This window comes from Streptomyces sp. DT2A-34 (assembly GCF_030499515.1).
In the GTDB taxonomy this organism is placed as follows: domain Bacteria; phylum Actinomycetota; class Actinomycetes; order Streptomycetales; family Streptomycetaceae; genus Streptomyces.
Map to the genome: position 1 here is coordinate 6,346,227 of NZ_JASTWJ010000001.1, position 25,797 is coordinate 6,372,023.

A 25,797-nucleotide genomic window follows, 5' to 3' on the forward strand; every position below is an offset into this window, starting at 1 on the left:
CCGATACGCCCAGCCCACCAGCACCTTGGGATCGGCCCTTGCCCGCGCCATGCTGAGCACCGTGGCTCACTTCCGGGTCCCGTCCTGTCCGACGCCATCGGTGATGTCGTTGCCATGGCTGGGGCGCTCGGGAAGTCAAGAACATCCTCCACACAACCGCGAGACAATCGCCACTGGAAGCGCCGGATGCCGGCTCCAGGCTGGCACGGGCGCCGGTGGAGTGGCTCTGTTGCTAGGAGTAACGGTCGCTCGTACAGCGCTCACCCATCTTCTTCCGGCGCCATGCAGTCGAGGGGCTTCTTTGCCATGTCCAACGCCGCCGAGCGCACGATGCGCGCACGTATCGCCACCCACTCTCTCTGGGCGAAGACCGACGACCCCGCCGCCCACACGGCCCCCGCGAGGCGGGCTTTCCTCGACCGCTTCGAACGTGAGGTGGACCCCGAGGGCCGCCTGACGCCGGAGGAACGTTCGCGTCGTGCCGAGCACGCACGCAAGGCGTACTTCCAGCGCTTGGCACTGGCTTCCTCGCGCGCACGAGCCGCCAAAGCCACCGCCCGTAGGGGTGGTGGAGTGGCGTGAAACGCGAGCACCGTACGGAGCAAGGATCGCCGTCGGGAGTCCCCACCTCGACGCTAGCCACGGTTCGAGTCGTAGCCCCACCGAGCCCGGCCGTCCTTGCCCATGAAGCATTTGGCGGGACGTCCGTCCTCAGCGATACCGAGAGCGCCGACCGGGGAGCAGGCGTATCCGAACTGGATACTCGCCTGACCGTCGAAGTCCTGGCCGCTCGTCCTGCCGTTGTCATCTGCCTCCGCTTCTTCCTCTTCCCCTGTCTCTGGGGCGTCGGATTCCTCTGCTTCCTCCGTCTCTGGGACGTCGGGTGGAGCAACGGACTCGGTCACCGCTGCGGTGGGCTCTAGCTCAGGCGACAGCGAAGGAGCAGGAGATACAGGAGGCGGCGTGGTCTCATCGTGGTCCGGTGACTCGCCCGGTGCGAGAGCCCCGGCCGTGACGAGGTAAACCACTGTCAGACTGGCGACCAGCCAGACCGCGGCAGGCTTGCCACCGGTGCGCACATTCTCCGTGCGCGGAGTGCGGATACCAGCCAGCACACTGCCGCCCAGCATCAACATCACCAGCACCACCCAGATGGCAACACCGTTCCCCCCGCTGTAGCCGTATGCCATCGTGCCGATCACGGCCACGAAGAAGATCGCCGCGAGGACGGCGTCAGCGAATGAACGCTGGCGTACCGCCGTCCAGGCAAAAGGCGCCCAGGAGAAAATCCCTACCGACACCATCGGCACAAGCACCCGGCCAACACAGCGACGTGCATAGCCCGGTATCGGCACATCTGTCAGCGGCAGCGGTGCGGACACGATTCTCCCCGAGGTCACTGCGATCGGGGCACGATCCCCGCCGGTGCGTTTTGCGCGTCAATGTAATGAAGGCCGCAGACTTCTCAAATGTCAGACGCCAATCTGTTACTCAACGTCGGACCATGGCCACCGGGTGGTCCTGGATCTACCGATTCAGAAGTTAAGGACGGCCCAGATCCTGGCGGGAGCGACACCGCCGTGATGGGAGCAGGCGCCCTGTCGGCCGATGGACAGGGGCGGCCCGCCGTCGGCGCACCTGGCCGGCCGGCGGTTGAAGCAAGCCTGCCCGTGTCGAGGTCGGCGCCCAGGACACCGCGTACGAGGAGGCGAAGACCGAATGGTTGGCGATTACCCCGCTCGGCCGACGGCGGCGTCAGCGCCCGCGGCCGTCTACGGCCGACTTCAGGACAGGGGGCAGTCTGCTGACGGGTGCCCCTGGCCGCAAGGCTCGGGGACGGGCCGACGGCGGGGGTGCCAGGTCGTCCCTTCGTACCCCTGGCCTGCCACCCCCACCCGCACTGCCTACAGCTATTGCTGACAGACGCAAGTTGTTACACAGAAAAGCAAATCAATCAATTAATGAAAAGATGAAAGAATGAAATCCAACGCGATCGACGCCCTGCCCTTGCCCTGGCCTATAGCCATGTGGAGCCGAGTGTGGGTAGGAAGGGGGAGGGGGTCGCGCGTTAGCCTTGCGAAGCCGGTCGACGCGGTCTCGACCGCGTTTTTTTGCGCGGCGTTTTTTATTCGCGCAGGTCGGATTTGCGAAGGCGTGGGTCAGTGCTTGGTGAACTGCAAGTACCAATAGCCCAGTTTCTCGTCACGGCCGATGATCTTGGCCTCGGCGGTGTGCCCACAGCCGTCGCTAATCAGAACCGGCATGTCGATGGAAAGGTCCTCGTCCCCGTCGAGCGCATGATCATGGATGTACGTGATGCCGTTGCTCGATACGTAGCCATCTAGATTCGCCGTGAGTACAGGCATGAGCGCGTCTGACACGGACCCGCCCCTTCCTACGTGTGGGGTGCTGCTTCGATGGTAGATGCGTCAGGTCCACAGGTCGAGGATGGGATCGATGACAGGACGTATGCGGGCCCGGCCTTCGCGCTTCTCGTGCTTCTGGCCGGACAGAACGCTAACGGTCACAAGCTGTTCATCAGTAGTGACCACTACGTCGTAGTGGATCTCGTTGCGAGGGTCGGATTCCCCGTCAGGACTTGTCAAAGACGTCGGCCAGATCTCTAGTCTTTGATCGAGTAGAGCTGATCCGCTGGCGTGGAGGCTGGGTCGCGGCCAGCGGTCATACGCAGCGATACGATCAACTGTCCAGCCATCCCGCAGTGCGAAGGTGCTCAGTACGAGCGCACCGGATTCGTGCCGTCCGAGCGAGGCCAAGATGGGCGCGTATTCGTGCCAGGAACCCAGGGCATTAACGATCACCTGGTCCCTGTTCTCAATGTGGAACCGCAGGACCATCTCGTCTCGCTTAACGCCCCTATCGGACGGGCGCAATTCGATCTGAGGCGGCGTGAGCATCGGCGGAACTGACGCGGGTCCACCCGCTTCTACAGTTGCCATACACACCATCCTGCGCTCGCTGTTCGAGGCATGCGAATTGGCTGGATGACCGCGGCTGCTAGGCAGCCGCGCTGCTGGACGGTCAGCGTCGGGCTGGCCGCTCCTTGCCAGCTGGAGCAGCGTTTTCCCGTTCCAGAGAAGGGCGTCTCTTGCCCCGATGGCAGCCATTTCGCCATTCGGGCCTGGACGTTGATCGCCCAGAGGGTTATTCGGTAGGTCTCACGCTCCTGGTCACCGGCACGGTCACCTCCCCTCGGTCTTCCTAGACCGAGGGTGGGAGGGTGACTCCGAAGTGCGTCGGGGGTGACTGTAGGGGGTGACCAAGGGTGACTTCGCAGGTCAGAGGGGTGACCGCAAAAGGCGACCGAGGGTGACTGTCGCCCATCGGGGAGGGCGACTTTCGGGGTGACTTGATCATGAAGAGTCACCTTCTCCATTGAGGAGCTGTTGCTGTTCGTACGGTTCCTTCTGGTCGTCCTGGACGTACTCGTCGAGACGGTGCCGTTGGATGGCGCGGCGCCCCAATTCGCTGATCGCGTGGCGGCTGCCGGTTCGGCGGACGAGGCCCTTCTTCGCCAGCGCCCCGAGGACCTTGCTGACCTTGTTCCGGTCCTTGTAGGCCATCCCCATCTCTTCACGCAGTTCCGTAGCCGTCGCACCAACTTCCTCGAAGTCGGCCAACGCCCGAAGGTATGCGAGCTGGTTGTTGGTCACTTCCGGGACGGGCGCCGAACCCGCACCGCCACTGGTCGTGAGCGCGATCGAGGTCCCGGACTCCACGACGTCAAACGTGGCGGGTGCCATCTCCTCCGCGTCCTTCTGGGCGGTGTTCTTGATCGTGACCGTGCCTGCTTGCCGGTTGCGGTTCACGGCGAACTCGGTGTCGACGGCCCCAAGGACCGCCGACGACCCCCGGCCACGCTCGTCGTCGCCGACCGGCGTGTGGTGGACGAGCCAGCACGAGGCGCCGGTCCGCTCCTGGATCAGCCCCAGCCGGTCGATGATCACGCCCATCTCGGCCGCGTCGTTCTCCTTGACGCCGACGGTGCAGCGGGCCTGTGTGTCGAAGACGACGAGGCCGTATCCGCCCCGCTGGACGTACAGCCGCAGCAGGCGGAGCTGAGGGTCGTCACCGAGTTGCACGGGCCGGGGGTAGAAGTCCACATCGGTCATGTTGCAGCCGCGCAGTTCCTCCCACGCCCGTACCCGCTGCCTCGTGCCGGACGCCCCTTCGGCCACCACATACAGGACTCGCGCCGGAGCGACCTTGTGGCCGTGCCAATCGCAGCCCGTGCCGACGGACGCCGCCATGTCGAGGGTGACGAAGCTCTTCAGCGACTTCGGCGGACCGTTGGTGCGGATCAGCTTGCCCCTGGGGAGAACGCCGTCGATCAACCACTCCGGCTGCGGCAGCTCGTCCAGGCGGTCGCTGGTGTAGGTGTCGGCGGCCATGGCGGCGAGGGCCTGCTCGTCGGCATCAGTGGTTTCGTCGGACTCCGCCGCGAGCCGCCGCTCGGCCTGATGCCGCCGCTCGATCTCGTCCCTCAGCCGCCGGTCCTCAAGGCCCCGTTCCACCGCGTCCAGTGGGGTGCCCAGCGCGTCTGCGGCCCGGCTGAGTTGGTCGCCGACATGAGGCGGAACAAGTCGCCAAAGCGCATCGAGGTCGGCGTCATAGAAGTCGCCGCGCTGGAGTGCTTTGACCACTCGCGCGGAGTCCTTGTACTGATCTAGCAGGTCCCGGACGCTGGCCGTTTCCGACGGTGGTGCAGCCGCCGGCGGGTGCGTCGTGGAGCTGTCGATATCCGTGTCGGAGAGGTTGTCGTCGTCCGCCGTCACGACGGGCCGCTTGGGGTTGAACGGGGCTACGCTTGCCATGTTGTGTCTCTCTGTTGATGCCCCTCCCGCGTGCGGACGTTCGGGTTATGGGTTTTGGTCATCGCCCCGGGTTCGTCGGCCCGGGGCGGTCGCATGTCAGTCCCCGTCGCACAGGGCAACGCAGTCGTCTTCGTGGACGAAAACGATGGTCATCGCCCGCCCCGCCCTGGCCGCTGCCCGCCGTTCCGCCCGGTTGGGCCACCGCACGCGGGCGCCGCACGCCGGGCACTCCCCGGTGACGTTCGCGACCCGGCGGGCGGCGAGCGCGGACTTCAGGTCTGGGTCGAGGTCGTCGAGGATCGACGGCTGGATGACCATCGCCCTCTGGCCGCCGACGTCGGCGGCGGTGATGTCGTACTCAGGCGGCATCGTTGGTCCGCCCCTTCCAGAACGCCCACAGCTCGTCCAGGTAGGCCTGGAACTCGGGTGTGTGGCAGTCCTTGCACACGGGGTACTGCACCGAGCAGTGCCGGCCCGTGTCATGAACGACACTCGAAAATTCCGCATCCGGGACAAAAGTGCCGCACAAGCGGCAGTCATCCGGCATCCGGGTGTGCTCGCTGGTCACGCTGCCCCCCGTTCGTGCTCTGCCAGCCACCGCTCGACATCGGCCCAGCGGTACCGGCAATGGCGGCCGACCCGGACCGACTTCGGTCCGATTCCGAGATAGCGCCACTGGTCGAGTGTCCGCTTGGGGATCTTCAGGTAGTCGGCCACTTCGTCGGGCGTGGCGAGTCCGGCCATCGATGCTCTCCTTTCGAGTTACATCGGCATCATCATCGATGCCTCTCGCTCGATGTTGAGCGACCTAACGCGTCGCGTCAAGAGGGAGCCACTGTCGATCGTGAGGGCTTGTGTATCTATCATCATGATGCGAAGCTGTGGCTATGGCATCGGACAAGAGGAACCCGTTGGGGCCAGTCGGCGAGAACGTGCGGCGCAACGTGCAACGGCTCCGCGAGCAGCAGAACCTCTCGCTTGCGCAGGTATCCCGGAGGCTCGACAAGATCGGCAGGAAGATCCCCCCGCTCGGGCTCTCCCGCATCGAGGCAGGCGAGCGCCGCGTGGACGCAGACGACCTGGTTGCCCTCGCTGCGGTCCTGCGCGTCTCCGTTCCGGCGCTCCTGCTCCCGCACGAGGATCCAGGCATGCCGGTGTCCCTGGCGAGTCGGATGTCCGTCGAGTGGCGGACGGCGTGGAATTGGGTGCGCGGCGAGACCGCCGTGGCGGCCAGTCAGGACTGGGTCGCGTTGCTGCCGTGGCGCGCGACCAATCAGCCGTATCTGAACGAGAAGGAACTGAAGCAACAGCCCTTCGAGCGGCCGACTCAATTCTCGGTCGAGGCGTGGGAAGAGATGAAAGACGATGGCCCAGGTAGTTGATCGCTGGCACCTGACGCGGCTCGACAAGGCCGCCCGGCCGTGTAAGGCGCACAGCACCAAGACCAAGACGCTTGTGCCCAGCGCCGTCCACGATAAGGGCATGCGCTGGCAGGTCCGGTACCGCGATCCGGACCGGAAGCAGGTGAAGGAGAACTTCACCACCAAGCCCCAGGCGGAGCGCAGGGCGGCCGAGATCGCCATGGAGCTGGACAAGGGGACATACGTCCGTCCCAGCGAGCTGCGGATCACCTTCCGCGAGTACGCCGAGCAATGGCGTAAGGCGCAACCGCACCGGGCGACCACCGCTCGGGACGTCGAGACCGTCCTGCGGCTGTACGTCTATCCGAGGTTCGGCGACCGGCAACTGACATCGATCCGGCAAGGTGAGCTGCAGGCGTGGCTGACGGGTCTGGTCCGGGTGAAGGGGCTGGCCCCACGTACCGCCAGGAAGGTTCAGCAGAAGGTCTCCGCCGTGTTCAACGCGGCCGTGCGCGACCGGCTGATACCGGCGTCACCCTGCGCCGGGCTGAAGGCCGTGGAGGTCCCCCACACCGAGGTCGCCCCGCTTACCTCGGCGGAGGTGCACAAGCTCGCCGGCGCCATGCCGGACCGGTACCGGGTGCTGGTCATCCTCGCAGTCGGAAGCGGGCTCCGGGCGGGAGAACTCTTCGGCCTCCAGGTCAAGCACATCGACTTCCTTCGCCGCACCGTTCGGGTCGAACAGCAGGTTCAGAGGGCGCATCCCGGCGTGGTCGTATGTCCGCCCAAGACGAAGCACTCGTATCGGACTGTGCCTGTGCCACAGCGCGTGATCGACGCCCTTGCCGCTCACCTGAAGGCGTACCCGGCGGAACAAGACGGCTTCCTGTTCGCAGGACCCGTCAACGCGGACCACTTCGCCGACACCGTTTGGCGTCCGGCGGTCAAGGCGGCCGGGCTCCCCAAGGGCACGCGGCTGCATGCCCTGAGGCACACGTACGCAAGCGTCCTGATCAAGCACGGCAAGGGGCCGAAGACCGTGGCAGCGCGACTGGGCGACACCGTGGTCGTGGCGATGGGAATCTACGCGCACCTGTTCCCCGACGACGATGAGGACACCCGCGAGGCGGTCGAGGAGTTCCTGCAGGAGGCTGCCTGAAATGTGCCCTCGATGTGCCCTCTGATCTTGGTCGAACGGCTGAGCGCCTGGTAGCCCGGATGGCAGCGCCCTGTAGGTGAGTTCGCCCACAACAGCCCTAGGCGGAGGAGCGACCGGAGGTTTTGCGCCTTACGCTCGACAAACCGCACGACCCCCGACGCCCCATCCCTCGATCCTCTCTTTTTCCGCCAGCGGAGGTTTCTGTTTCATGAAGCTCACCGTCGTCGGCTGCTCGGGGTCGTTCCCGTCCGCGGAATCGGCCTGCTCGAGCTACCTCGTCGAGGCCGACGGCTTCCGGCTACTCCTCGACATGGGCAACGGCGCCCTTGGCGAGCTGCAGCGCCACTGCGGTCTCTACGACCTCGACGCGATCTTCCTCAGCCATCTGCACGCCGACCACTGCATCGACATGTGCGCGTACTTCGTCGCGCGCTACTACCGGCACGACGGCGGCCGCTGCGACCCGATCCCGGTCTACGGCCCCGAGGGCACCGAGCACCGCCTCACCACGGCCTACGCCGACACCCCCACCGCCTCGTCCATGAGCGAGGTCTTCGACTTCCACACGGTCAAGCCGTCCACCTTCGAGATCGGCCCGTTCCTCGTGCACACGGAACGCGTGGCCCACCCGGTGGAGGCGTACGGCATCCGGATCGAGCACGGCGGGAAGACCCTGACGTACTCCGGCGACACGGGCATCAGCACCGCCCTGGACGAACTCGCCCGCGACGCCGACCTGTTCCTGTGCGAGGCGGCCTTCACGCACGGCAAGGAAGACATCCCCGACCTGCACCTCAACGGCCGCGAGGCAGGCCAGACCGCGGCCCGCGCGCACGCCCGCCGCCTGCTCCTCACCCACATCCCGCCGTGGACCGACCCTGAGGTCAACCTGGCCGATGCGCGGGCGGTGTACGACGGGCCGGTGGAACTGGCGGCTCCGCGGATGACGTACGAGATCTGACCTGTACGACGTGACTGAGGCTCCCGGAGCTGGATGGCTCCGGGAGCCTCAGTGCTGTTCAGGAGCGGCTCACGCCTTGGTGAGGTCCTCGATCTCCTCCTCGGGCTCGCGGCCCGGGGTGGCGAGGTTGAACTTGATGATCGCGAACCGGAAGACGGTGTAGTAGATCGCCGCGAAGACCAGGCCGATCGGGATGATCATCCATGGCTTGGTGGCCAGGTTCCAGTTCAGGGCGTAGTCGATGAAGCCTGCGGAGAAGTTGAAGCCCGCGTGGACGCCCAGTCCCCAGGTGACCGCCATGGACACCGCGGTCAGGACCGCGTGAATGACGTACAGGAGCGGGGCGATGAACATGAACGAGAACTCGATCGGCTCGGTCACACCCGTCACGAAGGACGTCAGCGCGAGCGAGATCATCATGCCCATCACGGCCTTGCGGCGCTCGGGGCGAGCACAGTGTGCGATGGCAATCGCGGCGGCCGGCAGGCCGAACATCATGATCGGGAAGAAGCCGGACATGAACATTCCGGCGGTCGGGTCACCGGCCAGGAAGCGGCTGTAGTCGCCGTGCACGACCTCGCCGGCAGCGTCCTTGAAGTCGCCGAGCTGGAACCACGCCACCGTGTTCACGAACTGGTGCATGCCGATCGGGATGAGCGCGCGGTTGATCGCGCCGAAAAGGGCGGCGCCGAAGGAGCCGAGGCCCGTCATCCACTCGCCGAAGTCGCCGATGGCCTCGCCGATCGGCTCCCAGACCAGTCCGAAGAAGACGCCGACGGCCACACCGACGAACGCCATGATGATCGGGACGAGACGCCGGCCGTTGAAGAAGCCGAGCCAGTCCACCAGCTTCTTGCGGTGGTACCGCTGCCACAGGACCGCCGAGAGCAGACCCATGATGATGCCGCCGAGCACACCGGGGTTGTTGTAGGTCGCGGCTATGTCCGCGCCGTTCTGGACCTTGGCCTCGGTGACCGGGAAGGCCTCCAGGACCTTGCTGTAGACCAGGAAGCCCACCAGCGCGGCCAGCGCGGTCGAGCCGTCGGACTTCTTGGCGAAGCCGATGGCGACGCCTATGCAGAAGAGCAGGGGGAGACTGCCGGTGATGGCGCCGCCCGCCTTGTCGAAGACCGCGGCGACCTTGTCCCAGCCGAGGCCCTCGACCCCGAAGACGTCCGGTTGGCCGAGCCGGACCATCAGGCCCGCCGCCGGCAACACGGCGATGGGCAGCTGCAGGCTGCGGCCGACCTTCTGCAGGCCCTGGAACAGGCCTGATCCCCACTTCTTCGTGGGGGCCGCCGTTGGCGAGGTGGCGGTGCTCATAGACTTCCTCCATCGGGTGGTGGTCTACACCACTCAGTGGTGTAGACCTGTTGTAGCACGATGAAGGTGAGATAAGGAACCCGCGATTCCGCGGGATTTTCCGGACCCTTTCAGGCCCTTTTCAGGCCCTTCTCAGGCCTTTGTGACGTCCTCGACCTCCTCCTCCGGCTCCCTACCCGGAGTCTTGAGATCGAACTTCGTGATCGCGAAACGGAAGATCACGTAATAGACGGCCGCGAAGCACAGGCCGATCGGAATGATCGCCCAGGGTCTCGTCGCCAGGTTCCAGTTGATGACGTAGTCGATCAGTCCGGCCGAGAAGCTGAAGCCGTCGTGCACGCCCAGTCCCCAGGTCACCGCCATCGACACACCCGTCAGCAGCGCGTGCACCGCATAAAGGAGCGGGGCGATGAAGAGGAACGAGTACTCGATCGGTTCCGTGATGCCGGTGACGAAGGACGTCAGGGCCACCGACAGCATCAGACCGCCCACCTCCTTGCGGCGGCTCGGTTTGGCGCAGTGGGTGATGGCGAGGGCCGCCGCCGGGAGGGCGAACATCATGATCGGGAAGAAGCCCGAGGTGAACTGGCCGGCGTCCGGGTCGCCCGCGAGGAACATGTTGATGTCGCCGTGCACCACCTCGCCGTCGGGCGTGGTGTAGCTGCCGAACTGGAACCAGATGGGCACGTTGAGGAACTGGTGCAGGCCCACGACCAGCAGCGCGCGGTTGGCGATGCCGAACACACCCGCGCCCCAGGCGCCCAGGTCGCTCATCCAGTCGCTGAAGCTCTCCAGCGCGTCACCGATCGGCGGCCAGACCCACAGGCACAGCACCGCGACCACGATCGCCACGAACGCCACGATGATCGGGACGAGACGCCGCCCGTTGAAGAAGTCGAGCCAGTCCACCAGCTTCGTACGGTGGTAGCGCTGCCAGAAGAAGGCCGCGAGCAGGCCGATCACGATGCCGCCGAAGACACCCGGGTTCTGGTACTCGTACGCGCTCACCGCCCCTTCGGCCGCCGCGCAACCGATGTCCGGGATCTCCTTCGTCCCCTCCGGGCAGTCCTCCGGGAACTCGCGCAGCACGCTGTAGTAGACGAGGAAGCCCGTCACCGCCGCGAGCGCCGTCGAACCGTCCGCCTTCTTCGCCATGCCGATGGCCACGCCGACACAGAACAGCAACGGCAGCCCGAGCGAGCCGTCGAGCAGCGCGCCGCCCGCGCCGTCCATCACCTTCGAGACGTTGTCCCAGCCCAGGCCGTCGTCGCCGAACACGTCCGGCTGGCCGAGGCGGTTGAGGATGCCGGCGGCCGGCAGGACCGCGATGGGGAGCTGGAGGCTGCGGCCCATCTTCTGCAGGCCCTGGAACGCCGCCTGCCACCGCCTGCGCGCGGGGGAGATCTCGGTCTCGGCACTCATGGGTTGGCGACCGCCTGTCACGTGGTGTAGACCAGTTACCGACGATTGGGTTGCTGTGACGTCATCCTTCGGTACGCACGACACAATCGCTCGTGAAGTTGGGCCAACAGTGCGTGAGGAGACCGACATGGCCAGCAAGGCTGAGAAGATCGTCGCCGGGCTCGGCGGCATCGACAACATCGAGGAGATCGAGGGCTGCATCACCCGCCTTCGCACCGAGGTCTCCGACCCCTCGCTGGTCGACGAGTCCGCCCTGAAGGCCGCCGGCGCCCACGGCGTCGTGAAGATGGGCACCGCCATCCAGGTCGTCATCGGCACCGACGCCGACCCGATCGCGGCGGAGATCGAAGACATGATGTGAGCTTGCGAGCTCGCTGAAGGGGCCGCTTCCCGGACAGGGAGCGGCCCCCTCCGTATGGGGGGCTAGGCTCGCGCCATGGCAGCTACCTCCTCAATTCCTCGAATCGACGGCCGCACCCCCGAACAGCTCCGCCCGGTCACCATCGAACGCGCCTGGAGCAAGCACGCGGAGGGCTCCGTCCTCGTCTCCTTCGGCGACACGAAGGTCCTGTGCACCGCCTCCTTCACCGAAGGTGTCCCGCGCTGGCGCAAGGGCAGCGGCGAGGGCTGGGTCACCGCCGAGTACGCCATGCTGCCGCGCGCCACCAACACCCGCGGCGACCGTGAGTCCGTCCGGGGCAAGATCGGCGGCCGCACACACGAGATCAGCCGCCTCATCGGCCGCTCCCTGCGCGCGGTCATCGACTACAAGGCGCTCGGCGAGAACATGATCGTCCTCGACTGCGACGTCCTCCAGGCCGACGGCGGTACGCGTACGGCGGCCATCACCGGCGCCTACGTCGCGCTCGCGGACGCCGTCTCCTGGGCCCAGGGCAAGAAGCTGATCAAGGCCGGCCGCAAGCCGCTCACCGGCACGGTCAGCGCCGTCTCGGTCGGCATCGTCGGCGGCGTACCGCTCCTCGACCTCTGCTACGAGGAGGACGTGAAGGCCGACACCGACATGAACGTCGTCTGCACCGGCGACGGCCGCTTCGTCGAGGTCCAGGGCACCGCCGAGGCCGAGCCCTTCGCCCGCGAGGAGCTCAACTCCCTGCTGGACCTCGCGGTTTCCGGCTGCGGGGAGCTGGCGGAAGCGCAGCGCAAGGCACTTGATACCGTCCTCGAAAAGTAAAGGACGCACCAAGAAGAGCCGCAGCTCCGGGCAACCGCGCAGCCTTTCCTGGCGTCACTAGGAGTACGGGCGTACGGCACACCACCGTGCGCCCGGCCAGTGACCAACGGGGGCCCTGCGAGGCCTGGGAGCAGGGAGGGAACGTCAACCATGGCCACGAGCCGACGCCGCCGAAGCCGTATCGCCATAGCCGCCGCAGCCGTTGCGGCAGTCGGGCTGACGGCCGGGCTGACCACCGGCTGCGACGCCGTCAACAAGGCGCTGGACTGCGTCCAGACCGCCGACGCCATCGCCGACAGCGTCACGGAACTCCAACAGGCCGTGGAGAACGCGTCGAACGACCCGACCCAGCTCGAGGAGTCCCTGAACTCCATCGACAAGAACCTCGACAAGATCGGCGACAAGACGGACAACGCCGACGTCAACAAGGCGGTGGACGACCTCCAGCAGGCCGTCACCAACGTCCGTGACGCCGTGAAGAACGGTGACGAGACGCCGGACGTCAGCCCGGTCACGGATGCGGCGGGCGAGCTGACCAAGGTCTGCACGTCGTAGCTGCCGCTGGCTGGGCCGGGCCTCTCGTGTGCCGGGTACTGCGGGTGGGGGGCTGCGGGTTTGTTGTGGCTGGTCGCGCCCACGCGGCGGAGCCGCAGGTCGATACAGCCCCGCGCCCCTGGGTGCCTGCGGCGCCCCGGGACGCGCGGCCCCGGGATACTGGTGCCCATGACCCGTCTCATCCTCGCCACCCGTAACGCCGGGAAGATCACCGAGCTCAGGGCGATCCTCGCCGACGCAGGGCTGCATCATGACCTCGTCGGCGCGGACGCCTACCCGGATGTCCCCGACGTCAAGGAAACCGGCGTCACCTTCGCCGAGAACGCCCTGCTGAAGGCGCACGCCCTGGCCCGGGCGACCGGGCTGCCCGCCGTCGCCGACGACTCGGGGCTGTGCGTCGACGTCCTGAACGGCGCCCCCGGCATCTTCTCCGCCCGCTGGGCCGGCCGGCACGGTGACGACAGGGCCAACCTGGAGCTGCTGCTGGCCCAGTTGTCCGACATCGACGACGTCCACCGGGGCGCCCACTTCGCCTGCGCGGCGGCGCTCGCTCTGCCGGACGGGACGGAGCGGGTGGTCGAGGGGCAGTTGCGGGGCAGCCTGCGCCACACGCCGGTGGGCACGAACGGCTTCGGGTACGACCCCATCCTCCAGCCGGAGGGGGAGACGCGGACCTGCGCCGAGCTGAGCCCCGAGGAGAAGAACGCGATCAGCCACCGGGGCAAGGCGTTCCGGGCGCTGGTGCCGGTCGTGCGCCAACTCCTCGCGCAGTAAGCGGTAAGTGGTGCGGTGGTGCGGCCGGAGGGACTCGAACCCTCACGGGTGTTACCCCACTGGGACCTAAACCCAGCGTGACTGCCAATTCCACCACGGCCGCGTGACCTTGCCCGGCCATGCTACTGGCCGGGCCGGGTGGTCAGATGCCCAGATCCTTGATGATCTTCGCCACGTGGCCGGTCGCCCGCACGTTGTACAGCGCCCGCTCGACCTTGCCCTCCTCGTCCACGATCACCGTGGACCGGATGACGCCCATGTACGTCTTGCCGTAGTTCTTCTTCTCGCCGTAGGCCCCGTAGGCCTCGGTGACGGACTTCTCCGGGTCGGCGAGCAGCGTGATCTTCAGGGACTCCTGGTCGCGGAACTTGGCGAGCTTCTCCGGCTTGTCGGGGGAGACGCCGATCACGTCGTACCCGGCGCCGGCCAGCAGCTCCAGGTTGTCCGTGAAGTCACAGGCCTGCTTGGTGCAGCCGGGCGTCAGGGCCGCCGGGTAGAAGTACACGATGACCTTGCGGCCCTTGTGATCCGAAAGGGACACCTCGTTGCCGTCGGCGTCGGGCAGGGTGAAGGCGGGGGCCACGTCCCCCGGCTGGAGTCGCTCGCTCATCGGACCAGCGTAACCGGGGAGCCTGACAGTGCGGTCCGGCGTAGAGCTGACAGACTGTCCGCAAACAGCATCAGCTTCACTTCGGAGGCCGTACGGTGGCGGACACGTCGGACACCAGAACACCGGCGCAGATCGAGGCGGACATCAAAGCCCGCCGCGCAGCGCTGGCCGAGACGCTCGACGAGATCGGGGTGCGCGTGCACCCCAAGACGATCGTCGGTGACGCCAAGGCCAAGGTCGTCTCCAACATCGACCACACGCTCGGACGGGCCTACGTCGGGGTCAACCGGGCCGTGAGCGATGTGAAGGCCAAGTTCACCGACGAGGAGGGCGCGCCCCGCCTGGAGCGGATCGTGCCCGTCGCACTCGTCGCCGTCGGCCTCGTGGGGCTGTTGGCCCTCGGCACCCGGCGCCGCAGGGACTGAGCGGTCGGCGGACCCACCGGCGTACGGACGCGGCAAAGGCAGGTAGGTTCAAAGGCGTGAGCGCCAACAGAAACGAGCACAGCACCCACCACGACAAGCTGCCCATCCGGATGCTGCACGACCGTGTACTCGTGCGGCAGGACACCAGCGAGGGCGAGCGGCGTTCCGGTGGCGGCATCCTCATCCCCGCCACCGCCGCCGTCGGCCGTCGGCTGGCCTGGGCCGAGGTCGTCGCGGTGGGGCAGAACGTACGGACCGTGGAGACCGGCGACCGGGTCCTGTACGACCCGGAGGACCGTGCCGAGGTCGAGGTGCGCGGGGTCGCGTATGTGCTCATGCGCGAGCGTGATCTGCACGCCGTGGCCGCCGACCGGTTCGAGGGGTCGGAGGACTCGACGGGGCTCTACCTGTAATTCAGTGGTTCGAGGGGCTGGTGACCATCGTCACCAGCCCCTTCTTCCGTGCTGCTGGTCGCGGTCGGGGGGCTGACGGCGACCGGCGGCCGCTAGTCCGGCCCGCCCGTGGTTCCCGTCGTTCCGCCGCCTCCGGTGTCCGTCCCGCCGGTCGTGGTGTCGCCGGCCGTACTGCCTCCGGTGCCCGTTCCGCCGGTGTCGGTGTCGCCGGTGGTGCCGCCGTCGGTGGTCGTGCCTCCGTCGGTCGTGCCGCCGGTGTCGGTGTCGCCGGTGGTGCCGCCGTCGGTGGTCGTACCCCCGTCGGTCGTGCCGCCGGTCGTCGTGTCGCCCGTCGTGCCGCCGTCCGTCTGGCCCGGCGTCTCACCACCGGTCTGGCCCTCGGTGTCCGTCCCGCCGGTGGTCGTGTCCCCGGTGGTGCCGCCGTTGTCCTGGCCACCGGTGCCCGGGTCGCCCTGGGTCGGGTCGGTCGTCGGGTACTGGGGCTGGTCGGCGCCCTCCTGGAGCTCCAGGTCGAAGTCGCTGACCGGCTTCCCCTTCAGCGCCGTCTTCGTGTACTGGGCCCAGATCTCGGTGGGCGCGCCGCCGCCGTTGATGCGGTCCAGGCCCATCGCGCCGTACAGCGACTTGTGCTTGGCCGTGACCGGGTCCTGGCCCATGACGGCGACGACGGTGGCGAGTTCGGGGGTGTAGCCGGCGAACCAGGCGGCCTGGTCCTCCTCCGCCGTACCGGTCTTGCCCGCCGCCGGGCGGCCGGCGGCCTGGGCGGCGGTGGCGGTCCCGTTGTCGACGACGCTCTGCAGGACGGAGGTCGTGGTGTCGGCGGCCTCGCGGCTGACGACCTGGGAGGTCTTGCGCTTCGGCATCTCGATGACGTCGGCGCCGTCCTTGGTGATCTTCTCGATCATGGTGTACGTGCCGTGCTTGCCGTGGTTGGCGAGCGTCGCGTAGGCCTCCGCCATGTCGAGGACGCTGGCGGTGGCCACGCCGAGCGCGATGGACGGGGACGGGTACAGCTCCGGGGTGCTCGCCGGCAGGCCGAGCTCGACAGCGGTGTCCTTCACCTTTTCGGGACCCACGTCGACCGCCATCTGCGCGTACACCGAGTTGACGGACTTGTCGGTGGCCGTACGGACGTTGATGTCGCCGTAGGAGACGTCGTCCTCGTTCGCGGGGTCGTAGCTGCCGCCGCTCCAGCCCTGGACGGGGCGTTTGTTGGTGCCGTCATAGATCGTGTTCGGGGTGATCTGGCGGCCGTCCTGCGTGGTCGACCCGTTCTCCACGGCCGAGGTGAAGACGAACGGCTTGAAGGTGGAGCCGACCTGGAAGTCCCGGCGGGTGGCGTTCGGGGTGTACTGCTTCACGTAGTCGATGCCGTTGTACATCGCGACGACCTTGCCGGTCTTCGGGTCCACGGAGGCGCCGCCCGCGCGGACGTAGGTGTCGACCTTGTTGTTCTTCTTGTCCAGCTTGGACATCAGCTGGTCGTTGACGGCGTCGACGAAGGCGTCCTGCTTGTCCTTGTGCAGGGTGGTGGTGACGCGGTAACCGCCGGCCTCGAGTTCCTCGGCGCTGACGATCTTGTTCTTGGTCAGATAGTCCTTGACGATCCCCACGATGTAACCGCGCTGCCCGGACAGCCCGGTGGAGCCCGAGGCCTCCTTCGGCATCGGGAACTTCATGCCCGCCCGCTTGCTCTCGGACAGCCAGCCCTTGGTGACCATGCCGTCGAGGACGTAGTTCCAACGGGCCACGACCGCGGACTTGTTCTCCGGGTGGGCGACGACGTCGTACTCGCTGGGCGCGTTGACCAGCGCGGCCAGGTAGGCGGCGCGGGCCGGGTCCAGGTCCTTGGCGTCCATGCCGTAGTAGGCCTGGGCGGCGGCCTGGATGCCGTAGGCGTTGCGGCCGAAGAAGCTGGTGTTGAGGTAGCCCTCGAGGATCTCGTCCTTGGTCACCTCACGGTCCAGCTTGATCGAGATGAAGAACTCCTTCACCTTTCGGGTGACGGTCTGGTCCTGACGCAGGTAGTAGTTCTTCACGTACTGCTGGGTGATCGTGGAGCCGGACTGCTTGCCCTTGCCGGTGGCCGTGTTCCAGGCCGCGCGCAGCATCGCCTTGGGGTCGATGGCGGACTCGGTGTAGAAGTCGCGGTCCTCGGCGGCCAGGATCGCGTGCTGGGCGGCCTTGGACATCTGCGCGAGGGTGACGTTCTCCCGGTTGACCTGACCGTCGCGGGCGATCACGGTGCCGTCCGCGTACATATAGACGTTGGCCTGCTTGGTGGCGAGCGCGTTGGCCGGCGGGATCTTGACCATGGAGTAGCCGAGGAAGAACAGGCCGAAGAGCAGCAGTGCGCCGATGACGAAGGTGCCGAGCACGGTGCGCCAGGTCGGGATGATCCGTCGCCAGCCCGTGCGTTTCGGCCGCCCCGGCTTCCGGGTCGGTTGCTGTGGCGGCTGCTGCTCGTCGCTCATGTCGTGCACGGACTCCTGTTTCGCGTCGTACGTTCCCGTACGCCTCGTACGCCTACTGCGCCCCCATTGAAGACTCTCGCACCGGGCGTTCCGTTCCCGGAAACGGCGCGAGTCCCCGGAAAGTGAGCAGGCTCTCGCGCCGGGCGTCCCCGAAATTGGCTGGCAGCCCCCGTCTCGCGCGCACTAGGCTCCTGCGCTTCGCCGGGCGGGCGAGGAGGGCTGTGGATGTGGGATCGGGGCGGTTGTACTTAGCCGTCGCGGTGGGCGGGTTCAGAAGATACGCGACTTATCGGGCGGCGACGGCGGCCGGGGTGTTCACCAACACCGTCTTCGGCGTGATCCTCGTCTACACCTACTTGGCGCTGTGGGACGAGAAGCCGCATCTCGGCGGGTACGACCAGGCGCAGGCCGTGACCTATGTGTGGCTGGGCCAGTGCCTCTACGCGACGCTGGCCATTCAGGGCGGCGGTGCCGAGAAGGACCTGATGCAGCGCATCCGCACCGGTGAGATCGCCGTCGACCTGTACCGGCCGGCCGATCTCCAACTGTGGTGGCTGGCGGGCGACGTGGGGCGGGCGCTGTTCCAGATGCTGGGGCGGGGAGTGCTCCCGTTCGTGTTCGGCGCCGTCTTCTTCCCGATGGCGTTGCCGACGGACGTCACCCCTTGGGCGGCCTTCGTGGTCGCCCTCCTGCTGGCGACGGTCGTCAGCTTCGCGATCCGCTACCTGGCGGCGCTGAGCGTGTTCTGGCTGATGGACGGCATGGGCGTCAACCAGGCCCTGATGATCACGGGGATCTTCTTCTCCGGCATGGTGCTGCCCCTGAACGCCTTCCCCGGAGTGTTCGGCGACATCGTGCGGGTGCTGCCGTGGGCGGCGCAGCTGCAGATGCCGGCGGACGTGCTCATGGGGGAGACCGACCCGCTGAGGGCGTACGCCTTCCAGGCGGCGTGGGCGGTGGCGTTGCTGGCGGCCGGGCGGCTGGTGCAGTCGGCGGCGACGCGGCGGGTGGTGGTGCAGGGTGGCTGAGTTCTCCGGTGTCGCCAGGGCGGGTGAGGGGCTGCGGGCCTATCGGCTGATCGCCGGGATGTGGATCCGGTCCACCATGACCTACCGCGCCTCCTTCGTGGTCACCGTCTTCGGCAACCTGCTGGTGACCGGCCTGGACTTCGTGGCGATCCTGCTGATGTTCTCGCAGGTCGACTCGCTGGGCGGCTGGCCGCTGGCCGAGGTCGCCTTCCTGTACGGGCTTTCGGCGACGGCGTTCGGGCTCGCCGACCTGACGTTCGGCTCGATGGACGTCCTCGGCGGCCGGATGCGCGACGGTTCCTTCGACACGCTGCTCGTGCGGCCCGCCCCGGTGCTCGCCCAGGTCGCCGCGGACCACTTCGCGCTGCGCCGCCTGGGCCGGATCACCCAGGGGGTACTGGTGCTGGGCTGGGGGCTGTCGGCGGTCGACGTCGACTGGACCCCGGCGAAGGTGCTGCTGGTGCCGGTGATGGTGGTCAGCGGCGGGGTGATCTTCTGCGCCCTGTTCGTGGCGGGCGCGGCGTTCCAGTTCCTGGCGCAGGACGCCGCCGAGGTGCAGAACGCGTTCACGTACGGCGGCACCACGCTGTTGCAGTACCCGCCGACCGTGTTCGGCAAGGACTTCGTGCGCGGGGTGACGTTCATGCTGCCGCTCGCCTTCGTCAACTGGGTGCCGGCCGCCTATGTGCTGGAGCGGCCGTATCCGCTCGACCTGCCGCAGTGGGCGGCCTTCGTCTCCCCGCTGGTGGCGGCGGCGTGCTGTGCGCCGGCGGGACTGGCGTGGCGGGCCGGGCTGCGGTCGTATCGGAGTACGGGAAGTTAGGGGCAGACGATGGAGGACACGAACACGGACGCGGACGCGTTCATCGAACTCGACGGCGTCGAGAAGGTCTTCGACGTACGCAAGAAGACCGGTTTCCTGAAGCGGGAGCGGCGGCAGGTGCGGGCCGTCGACTCGATCTCCTTCCGCGTGGCGCGCGGCGAGATGGTCGGCTACATCGGGCCGAACGGCGCCGGCAAGTCGACGACGATCAAGATGCTGACCGGCATCCTGACCCCGAGCGGCGGCCGGCTCCGGGTGGCCGGCATCGACCCGTCCCGTGAGCGGATGCGGCTCGCGCACCGCATCGGGGTGGTGTTCGGGCAGCGCACCACCCTGTGGTGGGACCTGCCGCTGATCGACTCGTACAAGCTGATGCACCGCATGTACCGCATCCCGGACGCCCGTTACCGCGAGAACCTCGACCGTCTCGTCGAACTCCTCGATCTGTCCGCCCTGTTGGACGTCCCGGTGCGCCAGCTCTCCCTTGGCCAGCGGATGCGCGGCGACATCGCTGCGGCGCTGCTGCACGACCCGGAGGTGCTGTACCTGGACGAGCCGACGATCGGGCTCGACGTCATCTCCAAGGCGAAGGTCCGGGAGTTCCTGCGCGAGTTGAACAGCGAGCGCGGCACGACGGTGCTGCTGACCACGCACGACCTCCAGGACATCGAGCAGCTGTGCTCGCGGGTGATGGTGATCGACCACGGGCGGTTGATGTACGACGGTCCGCTCGCCGGCCTGCACGAGGTGGGGAGAGCGAGCGCACCCTGGTGGTCGACCTGGAGCGCGAGCTCCCGCCGATCGAGGCGCCGCCCGCGCGGGTGGTGAAGGTGGAGGGGCCGCGGCAGTGGCTGGCGTTTCCGGCGGCCGAGTCGGCGGCGGTGCTGGTGGCGCGGATCGCGGCGGAGTATCCGCTGGTGGATCTGTCGGTGCGGGAGCCGGACATCGAGGCCGTGATCGCGAAGATGTACGCCGAGCAGGCGGCGAAGGCGGCGAACGCGGGGAACTCGGGCAAGGCGGTCTCGTAGCCCCGGGGCGGGGTTGCTCGTAGGCTGCTGTGCATGACCGACGATGCCCCGGAGCTTCGCGCCTCCGACGCCGATCGTGAACGAGTCGCCGAGATCCTGCGGGACGCCCTCGCGGAGGGGCGGCTCGACATGGAGGAGTTCGGGGAACGTCTGGACGCCACGTACAAGGCGCGCACGTACGGGGAACTGGCGCCGATCACCCGGGATCTGCCCGTCGGCGCGGTCGCCGTTCCGAAGGTCGACATGGTGAAGAAGGCCGAGCTCTCGGAGGGGAGTTGGGCGGATCGGATCGTCGGCGGTGAGGGGTCGTCGACGTGGGGTGTCGCCGTGATGTCCGGGTTCCAGCGCAAGGGGCGGTGGACGGCGCCGAGGCGGTTCAACTGCCTCGCCTTCTGGGGTGGCGGGGAGATCGATCTGCGGGAGGCGAACTTCGCGGACCGGGAGATCGAGATCAACTGCGTCGCGATCATGGGCGGGGTCCAGGTCGTGGTGCCGCCCGGGGTCGAGGTCGTGGTGCGCGGGTTCGGGATCATGGGGGGCTTCGACCACCGTGAGGAGGGCGTGCCGGGGGATCCGGGCGCGCCGCGCGTGATCGTGACCGGGTTCGCCTTCTGGGGTGGGGTCGGGGTCGAGCGGAAGCTGACGCGGGCGCAGCGGCAGGAGGTTCGGGAGGCGCGGCGGCGGGAGAAGTTGGAGCGGAAGGCTGGGCGGCGGGAGCTGGACTGAGCTGCCGTTTGCCGTGTGCTGCCCGGCGTTGTGGCTGGGCGGGGTGGGTCGCGCGGCCCGGCGCTGGCGGGGTGCCGCCTTTCCTTGGGACGGGCGCCGCCCCAGCGGCACGACTGCCCGCAGGCTGAGCAGGCTGCGACGGCCCGCGGGCTGAGCAGGCCGCGACGGCCCGCAGGCTGGCCGGCCCCTACAGCTCCGCCGGTGCCGCGCCCTTCAGGTCCTGGAGGTTGAAGGCCTCCGCCATCCGCTCGTAGCCCTTGTCGCTCGGGTGGAGGTGGTCGCCCGAGTCGTAGTCGGGGCGGAACTTGCGGGGGTTGTACGGATCGCGGACGGCCTTGTCGAAGTCCGCCACCGCGTCGAAGACCCGGCCCGCGCGGATCTCGGCGTTGATCTGCTGGCGTACGCCTTCGCGGGCGTCGGTGTAGCCGCGGTGGCCCTGGAAGGGCATCAGGGTCGCGCCGATGACCTTCAGGCCGCGGGCGTGGGCCTGGCGGACCAGGGTGCGCAGGCCGTCGAGGATGCGGTCGGGGTCGGCGAGGTTCGGGTTGCGCAGGATGTCGTTGACGCCGAGGTCGATGACGACCACCTTGACGTTGGTACGGGAGAGGACGTCGCGGTTGAACCGGCCGATGCCGGCCTGGTTGTCCGCGGGGCGCCCGGAGCCGCTGGCGAGGATCTGGTTGCCGCTGATGCCCTGGTTGACGACGCTGTAGCGCGGCACGTTCTCGCCGGCCGCGATCGCCGTGCGCAGCCGGCGCGACAGGGCGTCCGTCCAGCGGCGGTTGGCGTTCTCGGTGGACGTGATGCCGTCGGTCAGCGAGTCGCCGAAGACCACGACGGTGCCGTCGGACTCGTTGCTGAGGACGTCCAGCGCGGTCAGGTACCGCCAGGCCTCGACCCGCCCGGTGTACGCCACGCCGGTCGTGTCCTCGGTGAGGTCGCCCTGGGCGACGTAACTGGTCTGGCGTGCGTGGGGGTGGAAGGTGACCGGGCCGGACGGGGTGGGGGAGTAGGTGGTGACCAGGACGTCGCTGTCCGCGGCGATCGCCAGGCGCACGGCGTCGCTCAGCACCTGCTGCCCCGGCGGGATGACGACCGTGGGGTTGCCGCCGAAGGTCAGCCTGCGCATGGTGTCCGCGACGGCCGCCGCGGTCCCGGTGCCGGCGGAGACGGCGATCGACGCGTGCGTGATCGTCAGTGCCGACTGGCCGTAGAGGTTGGACAGGGTGATCCGGGCGCTCTTGCCGCCGACACTGGTGTGCACGACGTTGCGGACCGAGTTGCCCGCCAGGCCCGCGACCTCGGTGCCGGGCTCGGCGCCGACGGGGGAGGCGGACCAGGCGCCGACCCAGATGCCGGTGGAGGCGGGGGCGGCGGGGCCCCGCGCGGCGCCTTCCTGGGCGGGGGCGCTCTTGCCGGTGGCGCTGCCCTCGTCGGAGGCGAATCCGATGTATATGGCGGCCGAAAGCGTGACGATCAGAGCGACCATCGCGGCGAGCAAGGCATAACCGTTACGCCTGGTCATGCGGTGCGTGTCTCCTCGGGCGGATGGGAGCCCGAGGCTCCGATGTGATCACCTCATGATGCGTCATGAGGCAGAGGGGAGTTGCACGGACCCCCCATTGGGCCGCCGGAGTTCATCCGGAGTTCGCCATCGACCTCCCCCCATCCGACAGACGCCGGGAACTCCTGATTCGTTCCAGGAGTCGGTCAGGAAGGGACAATGTGTGCGGGGGATCACTGGACGGGTGGAGCGGATGGAACGTACGAATCCGGATGTAATGGGAACATCTGACATAGAGGAGCATGCCCGGCCGGATGCCGCCGATAACCGGCGCGTCCCCGTATCGGCCGTACGTGCGATGACCACGTTCACCGCCGCCGACGAGGAGAAACAGCGCGGCGTACGGCGGATGAAGATCACCGCGACCGGGATGCTGTTGTTCGTGGCGCTGGTGTACGTCCTCGCCAAGTGGGCCGCGAACGCGGGTGCGGGGGACTGGGCGAACTATGTCGCCGCGGCCGCCGAGGCCGGCATGGTCGGCGCGCTGGCCGACTGGTTCGCGGTCACGGCCCTGTTCCGTCACCCGCTGGGCATCCCCATCCCGCACACCGCGATCATCCCCAACAAGAAGGACCAGCTGGGGGTCTCGCTGGGTGAGTTCGTCGGGGAGAACTTCCTCTCCGAGGACGTCGTACGGCAGCGGCTGCGCGCCGTCGGCATCGGCAGCCGGCTGGGCGGATGGCTGGCCGATCCCGAGCACGCGGACCGGGTGACGGCGGAGCTGTCGGCGGCGCTGAGAGGTGCCCTGACGGTCATGCGCGACTCGGACGTCCAGGCGGTGGTGGGCGAGGCGATCACCCGTCGTGCCGACGCCCAGGACATCGCGCCCGGCATAGGGAAGATGCTGGAGAAGATCGTCGCGGACGGCGGCCACAAGCGGGCCGTCGACCTGATCGTCGCGCGGGCGCAGCACTGGCTGATCCTGCACGACGAGGAGATCATGGACGCCGTCCAGGGCGGCGCCCCCGGCTGGACCCCGAAGTTCGTCGACAAGAGGGTCGGCGAGCGCGTCTACAAGGAGCTGCTCCGCTTCGTCACCGAGATGCGCGACATGCCCTCCCACCCGGCCCGCGGCGCCCTCGACCGCTTCCTCACCGACTTCGCCTCCGACCTGCAGTCCGACACGGACACCCGCACGCGTGTCGAGCGGCTCAAGGGCGAGGTGCTGGGGCGCGGCGAGGTCCAGGACCTGATCGCGTCCGCGTGGACCGCCGTACGGTCGATGATCGTCTCGGCCGCGGAGGACGAGCGCAGTGAGCTGCGCCTGCGCGTGCGTGCCTCGCTGCTGTCGCTGGGATCGCGGATGGCGGTCGAGCCGCGGCTCCAGGCCAAGGTCGACAGCTGGGTGGAGGGCGCGGCGGTGTACGTCGTCACCACCTACCGCAAGGAGATCACGTCCCTGATCACGGACACCGTGGCGAGCTGGGACGCCGAGCACACGACGAAGAAGATCGAGGCGCACATCGGTCGCGACCTGCAGTTCATCCGGATCAACGGCACTGTGGTGGGGTCGCTGGCCGGGTTGGTGATCTACACGGTGTCGCGGGCGTTGGGGGCGTAGACGGAGCCGTAGTGGTGGCGTAGTGGGGCGTAGGACACCCCCCTTCGGGCACCCGACCCGGGTTCCGCTCGACGAGGAGGGAGCCCATGACCACCGCGCAGGCCGAGACCGGCCGTACCGTGACGACCGACATCCCCGCCCGCCTCGACCGCCTCCCGTGGTCGCGCTGGCACTGGACGATCGTGATCGGTCTCGGCACCGTGTGGATCCTCGACGGACTGGAGGTCACGGTCGTCGGCAACATCGCGCCCCGGCTCTCCGAGCCCGGCAGCGGACTGCCGATCACCTCCGGTCAGGTCACCGGCCTGGCCGCCGCGCTGTATGTGGCCGGTGCCTGCCTGGGCGCCCTGTTCTGGGGCCGCCTGACCGACTTATGGGGCCGCAAGAAGCTCTTCATGGTCACGCTGGCGGTCTACCTGGCGGCGACGGCCCTGACCGCGCTCTCCTTCGAGACCTGGTGGTTCTTCCTGTTCCGCTTCCTGACCGGCTTCGGCATCGGCGGCGAGTACGCGGCGATCAACTCCGCGATCGACGAGCTGATCCCGGCCCAGTACCGCGGCCGCGTCGACCTGATGATCAACGGCAGCTTCTGGCTGGGCGCGGTCGGCGGCTCGCTGCTGTCGATCGTCGCGCTGAACACGGCGGTCCTGCCCGCGAACCTCGGCTGGCGGCTGACGTTCGCGCTCGGCGCCGTCCTCGCCCTGGTCATCCTCCTTGTCCGGCGGCACGTCCCGGAAAGCCCACGCTGGCTGCTGATCCACGGCCGCGACGACGAGGCGGAACGGATCGTGACGTCCATCGAGCGGAAGGTCGAGGCCGAGCGGAACGAGCCGCTGCCGCGCGCCGAGGGCGAGATCACCATCCACCAGCGCAGGAGCGTGACGTTCCTGGAGATCGGGCGCACGGTCTTCTCGAAGTACCGCAGGCGGGCGATCCTCGGCTTCGCCCTGTTCATCGGCCAGGCGTTCCTCTACAACGCCATCACCTTCGGCTTCGGCGCGATCCTGACCACGTTCTTCGACGTCCCGAGCGGCAACACCGGCTACTACTTCGCCGTCATCGCGGTCGGCAACTTCCTGGGCCCGCTGCTGCTCGGCAAGCTGTTCGACACGGTCGGCCGACGGGTCATGATCTCGTCGACGTACCTGCTCTCGGGCCTGCTGCTCTTCGGCACCGCCTGGCTGTTCGACCGGGGCGCGCTCAGCGCGGCCACGCTGACGGCCTGCTGGTGCGCGGTCCTGTTCTTCGCCTCGGCGGGCGCGTCGAGCGCCTACCTCACGGTCTCCGAGGTCTTCCCGATGGAGACCCGCGCGATGTCCATCGCCTTCTTCTACGCCCTGGGCACGGCGGCCGGCGGCATCAGCGGGCCGCTGCTGTTCGCCGACCTCACCGAAACCGGCAGGGTCGGCGACACGGTCCTCGCCTTCCAGATCGGCGCGGCCCTGATGTGCCTGGCGGGCCTGGCCGCGGCGTTCCTCGCGGTACGCGCGGAACGCCGGTCGCTGGAGGACGTCGCCCGCCCGCTCACGGCGGTGGCCAGGCCGGCTCGGGCGGGGGCGTAGG

27 protein-coding genes, 1 tRNA gene and 1 pseudogene are annotated in these 25,797 nt (G+C 68.1%); 16 read left to right on the plus strand and 13 right to left on the minus strand.

All coding sequences use genetic code 11. The features are described from left to right. Positions 1 to 306 precede the first annotated feature (306 nt). Complete coding sequence (locus tag QQM39_RS28400; RefSeq protein WP_302000401.1) at positions 307 to 582, plus strand: hypothetical protein; 276 nt, start codon at positions 307 to 309, stop codon at positions 580 to 582. Between the two features lie 53 nt (positions 583 to 635). Here the strand turns inward: QQM39_RS28400 and QQM39_RS28405 are convergent, their stop codons facing one another. The 7 genes from QQM39_RS28405 to QQM39_RS28435 all read right to left on the minus strand — a co-directional run bounded on the left by QQM39_RS28405 (position 636) and on the right by QQM39_RS28435 (position 5,579). Beyond that, on the minus strand, positions 636 to 1,382 hold the full coding sequence (locus tag QQM39_RS28405) for a hypothetical protein (protein ID WP_302000402.1): 747 nt from the start codon (positions 1,380 to 1,382) through the stop codon (positions 636 to 638). Between the two features lie 777 nt (positions 1,383 to 2,159). Beyond that, the gene (locus QQM39_RS28410) at positions 2,160 to 2,381 is read right to left on the minus strand and encodes a hypothetical protein (protein ID WP_302000403.1); all 222 of its coding nucleotides are present in this window, start codon (positions 2,379 to 2,381) and stop codon (positions 2,160 to 2,162) included. A gap of 48 nt (positions 2,382 to 2,429) precedes the next feature. Next, positions 2,430 to 2,960, minus strand: a complete 531-nt coding sequence (locus tag QQM39_RS28415) for a hypothetical protein (protein WP_302000404.1) — start codon at positions 2,958 to 2,960, stop codon at positions 2,430 to 2,432. Between the two features lie 414 nt (positions 2,961 to 3,374). Continuing rightward, a complete protein-coding gene (locus QQM39_RS28420) occupies positions 3,375 to 4,835 on the minus strand; it encodes an AAA family ATPase (protein WP_302000405.1) in 1,461 nt (486 codons plus the stop codon). A 96-nt stretch (positions 4,836 to 4,931) separates the two neighbouring features. Then, the gene (locus QQM39_RS28425; protein ID WP_302000406.1) at positions 4,932 to 5,204 is read right to left on the minus strand and encodes a hypothetical protein; all 273 of its coding nucleotides are present in this window, start codon (positions 5,202 to 5,204) and stop codon (positions 4,932 to 4,934) included. Further along, positions 5,194 to 5,403, minus strand: a complete 210-nt coding sequence (locus QQM39_RS28430; protein ID WP_302000407.1) for a hypothetical protein — start codon at positions 5,401 to 5,403, stop codon at positions 5,194 to 5,196. The genes QQM39_RS28425 and QQM39_RS28430 overlap by 11 nt, the downstream gene beginning before the upstream one ends. After that, positions 5,400 to 5,579, minus strand: a complete 180-nt coding sequence (locus QQM39_RS28435) for an AlpA family transcriptional regulator (RefSeq protein ID WP_302000408.1) — start codon at positions 5,577 to 5,579, stop codon at positions 5,400 to 5,402. Before QQM39_RS28435 ends, QQM39_RS28430 begins: the two co-directional genes overlap by 4 nt. A 143-nt stretch (positions 5,580 to 5,722) precedes the next feature. Between QQM39_RS28435 and QQM39_RS28440 the strand changes: the two genes are divergently transcribed. The 3 genes from QQM39_RS28440 to QQM39_RS28450 all read left to right on the plus strand — a co-directional run bounded on the left by QQM39_RS28440 (position 5,723) and on the right by QQM39_RS28450 (position 8,316). After that, positions 5,723 to 6,217, plus strand: a complete 495-nt coding sequence (locus QQM39_RS28440) for a helix-turn-helix domain-containing protein (protein WP_302000409.1) — start codon at positions 5,723 to 5,725, stop codon at positions 6,215 to 6,217. Between the two features lie 100 nt (positions 6,218 to 6,317). Continuing rightward, positions 6,318 to 7,355 (plus strand): site-specific integrase, encoded by a 1,038-nt coding sequence (locus tag QQM39_RS28445; protein WP_302000410.1) that lies wholly within the window; start codon positions 6,318 to 6,320, stop codon positions 7,353 to 7,355. Positions 7,356 to 7,563: 208 nt separating this feature from the next. Beyond that, a complete protein-coding gene (locus QQM39_RS28450; RefSeq protein ID WP_302000411.1) occupies positions 7,564 to 8,316 on the plus strand; it encodes an MBL fold metallo-hydrolase in 753 nt (250 codons plus the stop codon). 69 nt (positions 8,317 to 8,385) lie between these two features. Here the strand turns inward: QQM39_RS28450 and QQM39_RS28455 are convergent, their stop codons facing one another. After that, positions 8,386 to 9,639 (minus strand): PTS transporter subunit EIIC, encoded by a 1,254-nt coding sequence (locus QQM39_RS28455; RefSeq protein WP_302000412.1) that lies wholly within the window; start codon positions 9,637 to 9,639, stop codon positions 8,386 to 8,388. Between the two features lie 132 nt (positions 9,640 to 9,771). After that, the gene (locus QQM39_RS28460) at positions 9,772 to 11,061 is read right to left on the minus strand and encodes a PTS transporter subunit EIIC (protein WP_302000413.1); all 1,290 of its coding nucleotides are present in this window, start codon (positions 11,059 to 11,061) and stop codon (positions 9,772 to 9,774) included. 127 nt (positions 11,062 to 11,188) lie between these two features. Here QQM39_RS28460 and QQM39_RS28465 point away from each other — a divergent pair, with 127 nt between their 5' ends. The 4 genes from QQM39_RS28465 to rdgB all read left to right on the plus strand — a co-directional run bounded on the left by QQM39_RS28465 (position 11,189) and on the right by rdgB (position 13,582). Beyond that, positions 11,189 to 11,422 carry a glucose PTS transporter subunit EIIB gene (locus tag QQM39_RS28465; RefSeq protein WP_031478364.1) on the plus strand — a complete coding sequence of 78 codons (234 nt, stop codon included), beginning with the start codon at positions 11,189 to 11,191 and terminating at the stop codon, positions 11,420 to 11,422. A gap of 93 nt (positions 11,423 to 11,515) precedes the next feature. Further along, on the plus strand, positions 11,516 to 12,253 hold the full coding sequence (rph, locus tag QQM39_RS28470; protein ID WP_302003753.1) for a ribonuclease PH: 738 nt from the start codon (positions 11,516 to 11,518) through the stop codon (positions 12,251 to 12,253). Positions 12,254 to 12,403: 150 nt separating this feature from the next. Next, complete coding sequence (locus QQM39_RS28475; protein WP_302000414.1) at positions 12,404 to 12,808, plus strand: hypothetical protein; 405 nt, start codon at positions 12,404 to 12,406, stop codon at positions 12,806 to 12,808. A gap of 168 nt (positions 12,809 to 12,976) precedes the next feature. Further along, positions 12,977 to 13,582 (plus strand): RdgB/HAM1 family non-canonical purine NTP pyrophosphatase, encoded by a 606-nt coding sequence (gene rdgB, locus QQM39_RS28480; protein WP_302000415.1) that lies wholly within the window; start codon positions 12,977 to 12,979, stop codon positions 13,580 to 13,582. A 16-nt stretch (positions 13,583 to 13,598) separates the two neighbouring features. Here rdgB and QQM39_RS28485 read toward each other — a convergent pair. Both QQM39_RS28485 and bcp read right to left on the minus strand, forming a co-directional pair. Then, positions 13,599 to 13,685: transfer RNA gene (locus QQM39_RS28485), tRNA-Leu, on the minus strand. 39 nt (positions 13,686 to 13,724) lie between these two features. Next, positions 13,725 to 14,192 carry a thioredoxin-dependent thiol peroxidase gene (gene bcp, locus QQM39_RS28490; protein ID WP_302000416.1) on the minus strand — a complete coding sequence of 156 codons (468 nt, stop codon included), beginning with the start codon at positions 14,190 to 14,192 and terminating at the stop codon, positions 13,725 to 13,727. Positions 14,193 to 14,287: 95 nt separating this feature from the next. On the opposite strand from bcp, the gene QQM39_RS28495 reads away from it, so the two are divergent. Then, positions 14,288 to 14,617, plus strand: coding sequence for a DUF3618 domain-containing protein (locus tag QQM39_RS28495; RefSeq protein ID WP_302000417.1), 330 nt, complete (start codon positions 14,288 to 14,290; stop codon positions 14,615 to 14,617). Between the two features lie 56 nt (positions 14,618 to 14,673). Continuing rightward, positions 14,674 to 15,030, plus strand: a complete 357-nt coding sequence (locus QQM39_RS28500; protein WP_128428777.1) for a co-chaperone GroES — start codon at positions 14,674 to 14,676, stop codon at positions 15,028 to 15,030. 92 nt (positions 15,031 to 15,122) lie between these two features. On the opposite strand, the gene QQM39_RS28505 is transcribed toward QQM39_RS28500, so the two are convergent. Beyond that, on the minus strand, positions 15,123 to 17,504 hold the full coding sequence (locus QQM39_RS28505; RefSeq protein WP_302000418.1) for a transglycosylase domain-containing protein: 2,382 nt from the start codon (positions 17,502 to 17,504) through the stop codon (positions 15,123 to 15,125). 227 nt (positions 17,505 to 17,731) lie between these two features. Between QQM39_RS28505 and QQM39_RS28510 the strand changes: the two genes are divergently transcribed. The 4 genes and pseudogenes from QQM39_RS28510 (at position 17,732) to QQM39_RS28525 (ending at position 21,109) form a co-directional block, all read left to right on the plus strand. Next, positions 17,732 to 18,532, plus strand: coding sequence for an ABC-2 family transporter protein (locus tag QQM39_RS28510; RefSeq protein WP_302003754.1), 801 nt, complete (start codon positions 17,732 to 17,734; stop codon positions 18,530 to 18,532). A gap of 58 nt (positions 18,533 to 18,590) precedes the next feature. Further along, on the plus strand, positions 18,591 to 19,355 hold the full coding sequence (locus tag QQM39_RS28515; protein WP_302003756.1) for an ABC transporter permease: 765 nt from the start codon (positions 18,591 to 18,593) through the stop codon (positions 19,353 to 19,355). Between the two features lie 9 nt (positions 19,356 to 19,364). Continuing rightward, a pseudogene (locus tag QQM39_RS28520) lies at positions 19,365 to 20,383 on the plus strand (ATP-binding cassette domain-containing protein). A gap of 33 nt (positions 20,384 to 20,416) precedes the next feature. Next, positions 20,417 to 21,109: a DUF1707 domain-containing protein gene (locus QQM39_RS28525; RefSeq protein WP_302000419.1), complete on the plus strand. Its 693-nt coding sequence runs from the start codon at positions 20,417 to 20,419 to the stop codon at positions 21,107 to 21,109. 187 nt (positions 21,110 to 21,296) lie between these two features. Here QQM39_RS28525 and QQM39_RS28530 read toward each other — a convergent pair whose 3' ends face one another. Further along, positions 21,297 to 22,634 carry an SGNH/GDSL hydrolase family protein gene (locus QQM39_RS28530; protein WP_302000420.1) on the minus strand — a complete coding sequence of 446 codons (1,338 nt, stop codon included), beginning with the start codon at positions 22,632 to 22,634 and terminating at the stop codon, positions 21,297 to 21,299. Between the two features lie 202 nt (positions 22,635 to 22,836). Between QQM39_RS28530 and QQM39_RS28535 the strand changes: the two genes are divergently transcribed. Beyond that, positions 22,837 to 24,234, plus strand: a complete 1,398-nt coding sequence (locus tag QQM39_RS28535; RefSeq protein WP_367669184.1) for a DUF445 domain-containing protein — start codon at positions 22,837 to 22,839, stop codon at positions 24,232 to 24,234. Between the two features lie 86 nt (positions 24,235 to 24,320). Continuing rightward, complete coding sequence (locus QQM39_RS28540; RefSeq protein WP_302000422.1) at positions 24,321 to 25,796, plus strand: MFS transporter; 1,476 nt, start codon at positions 24,321 to 24,323, stop codon at positions 25,794 to 25,796. The last annotated feature ends 1 nt before the right edge of the window (position 25,797 follow it).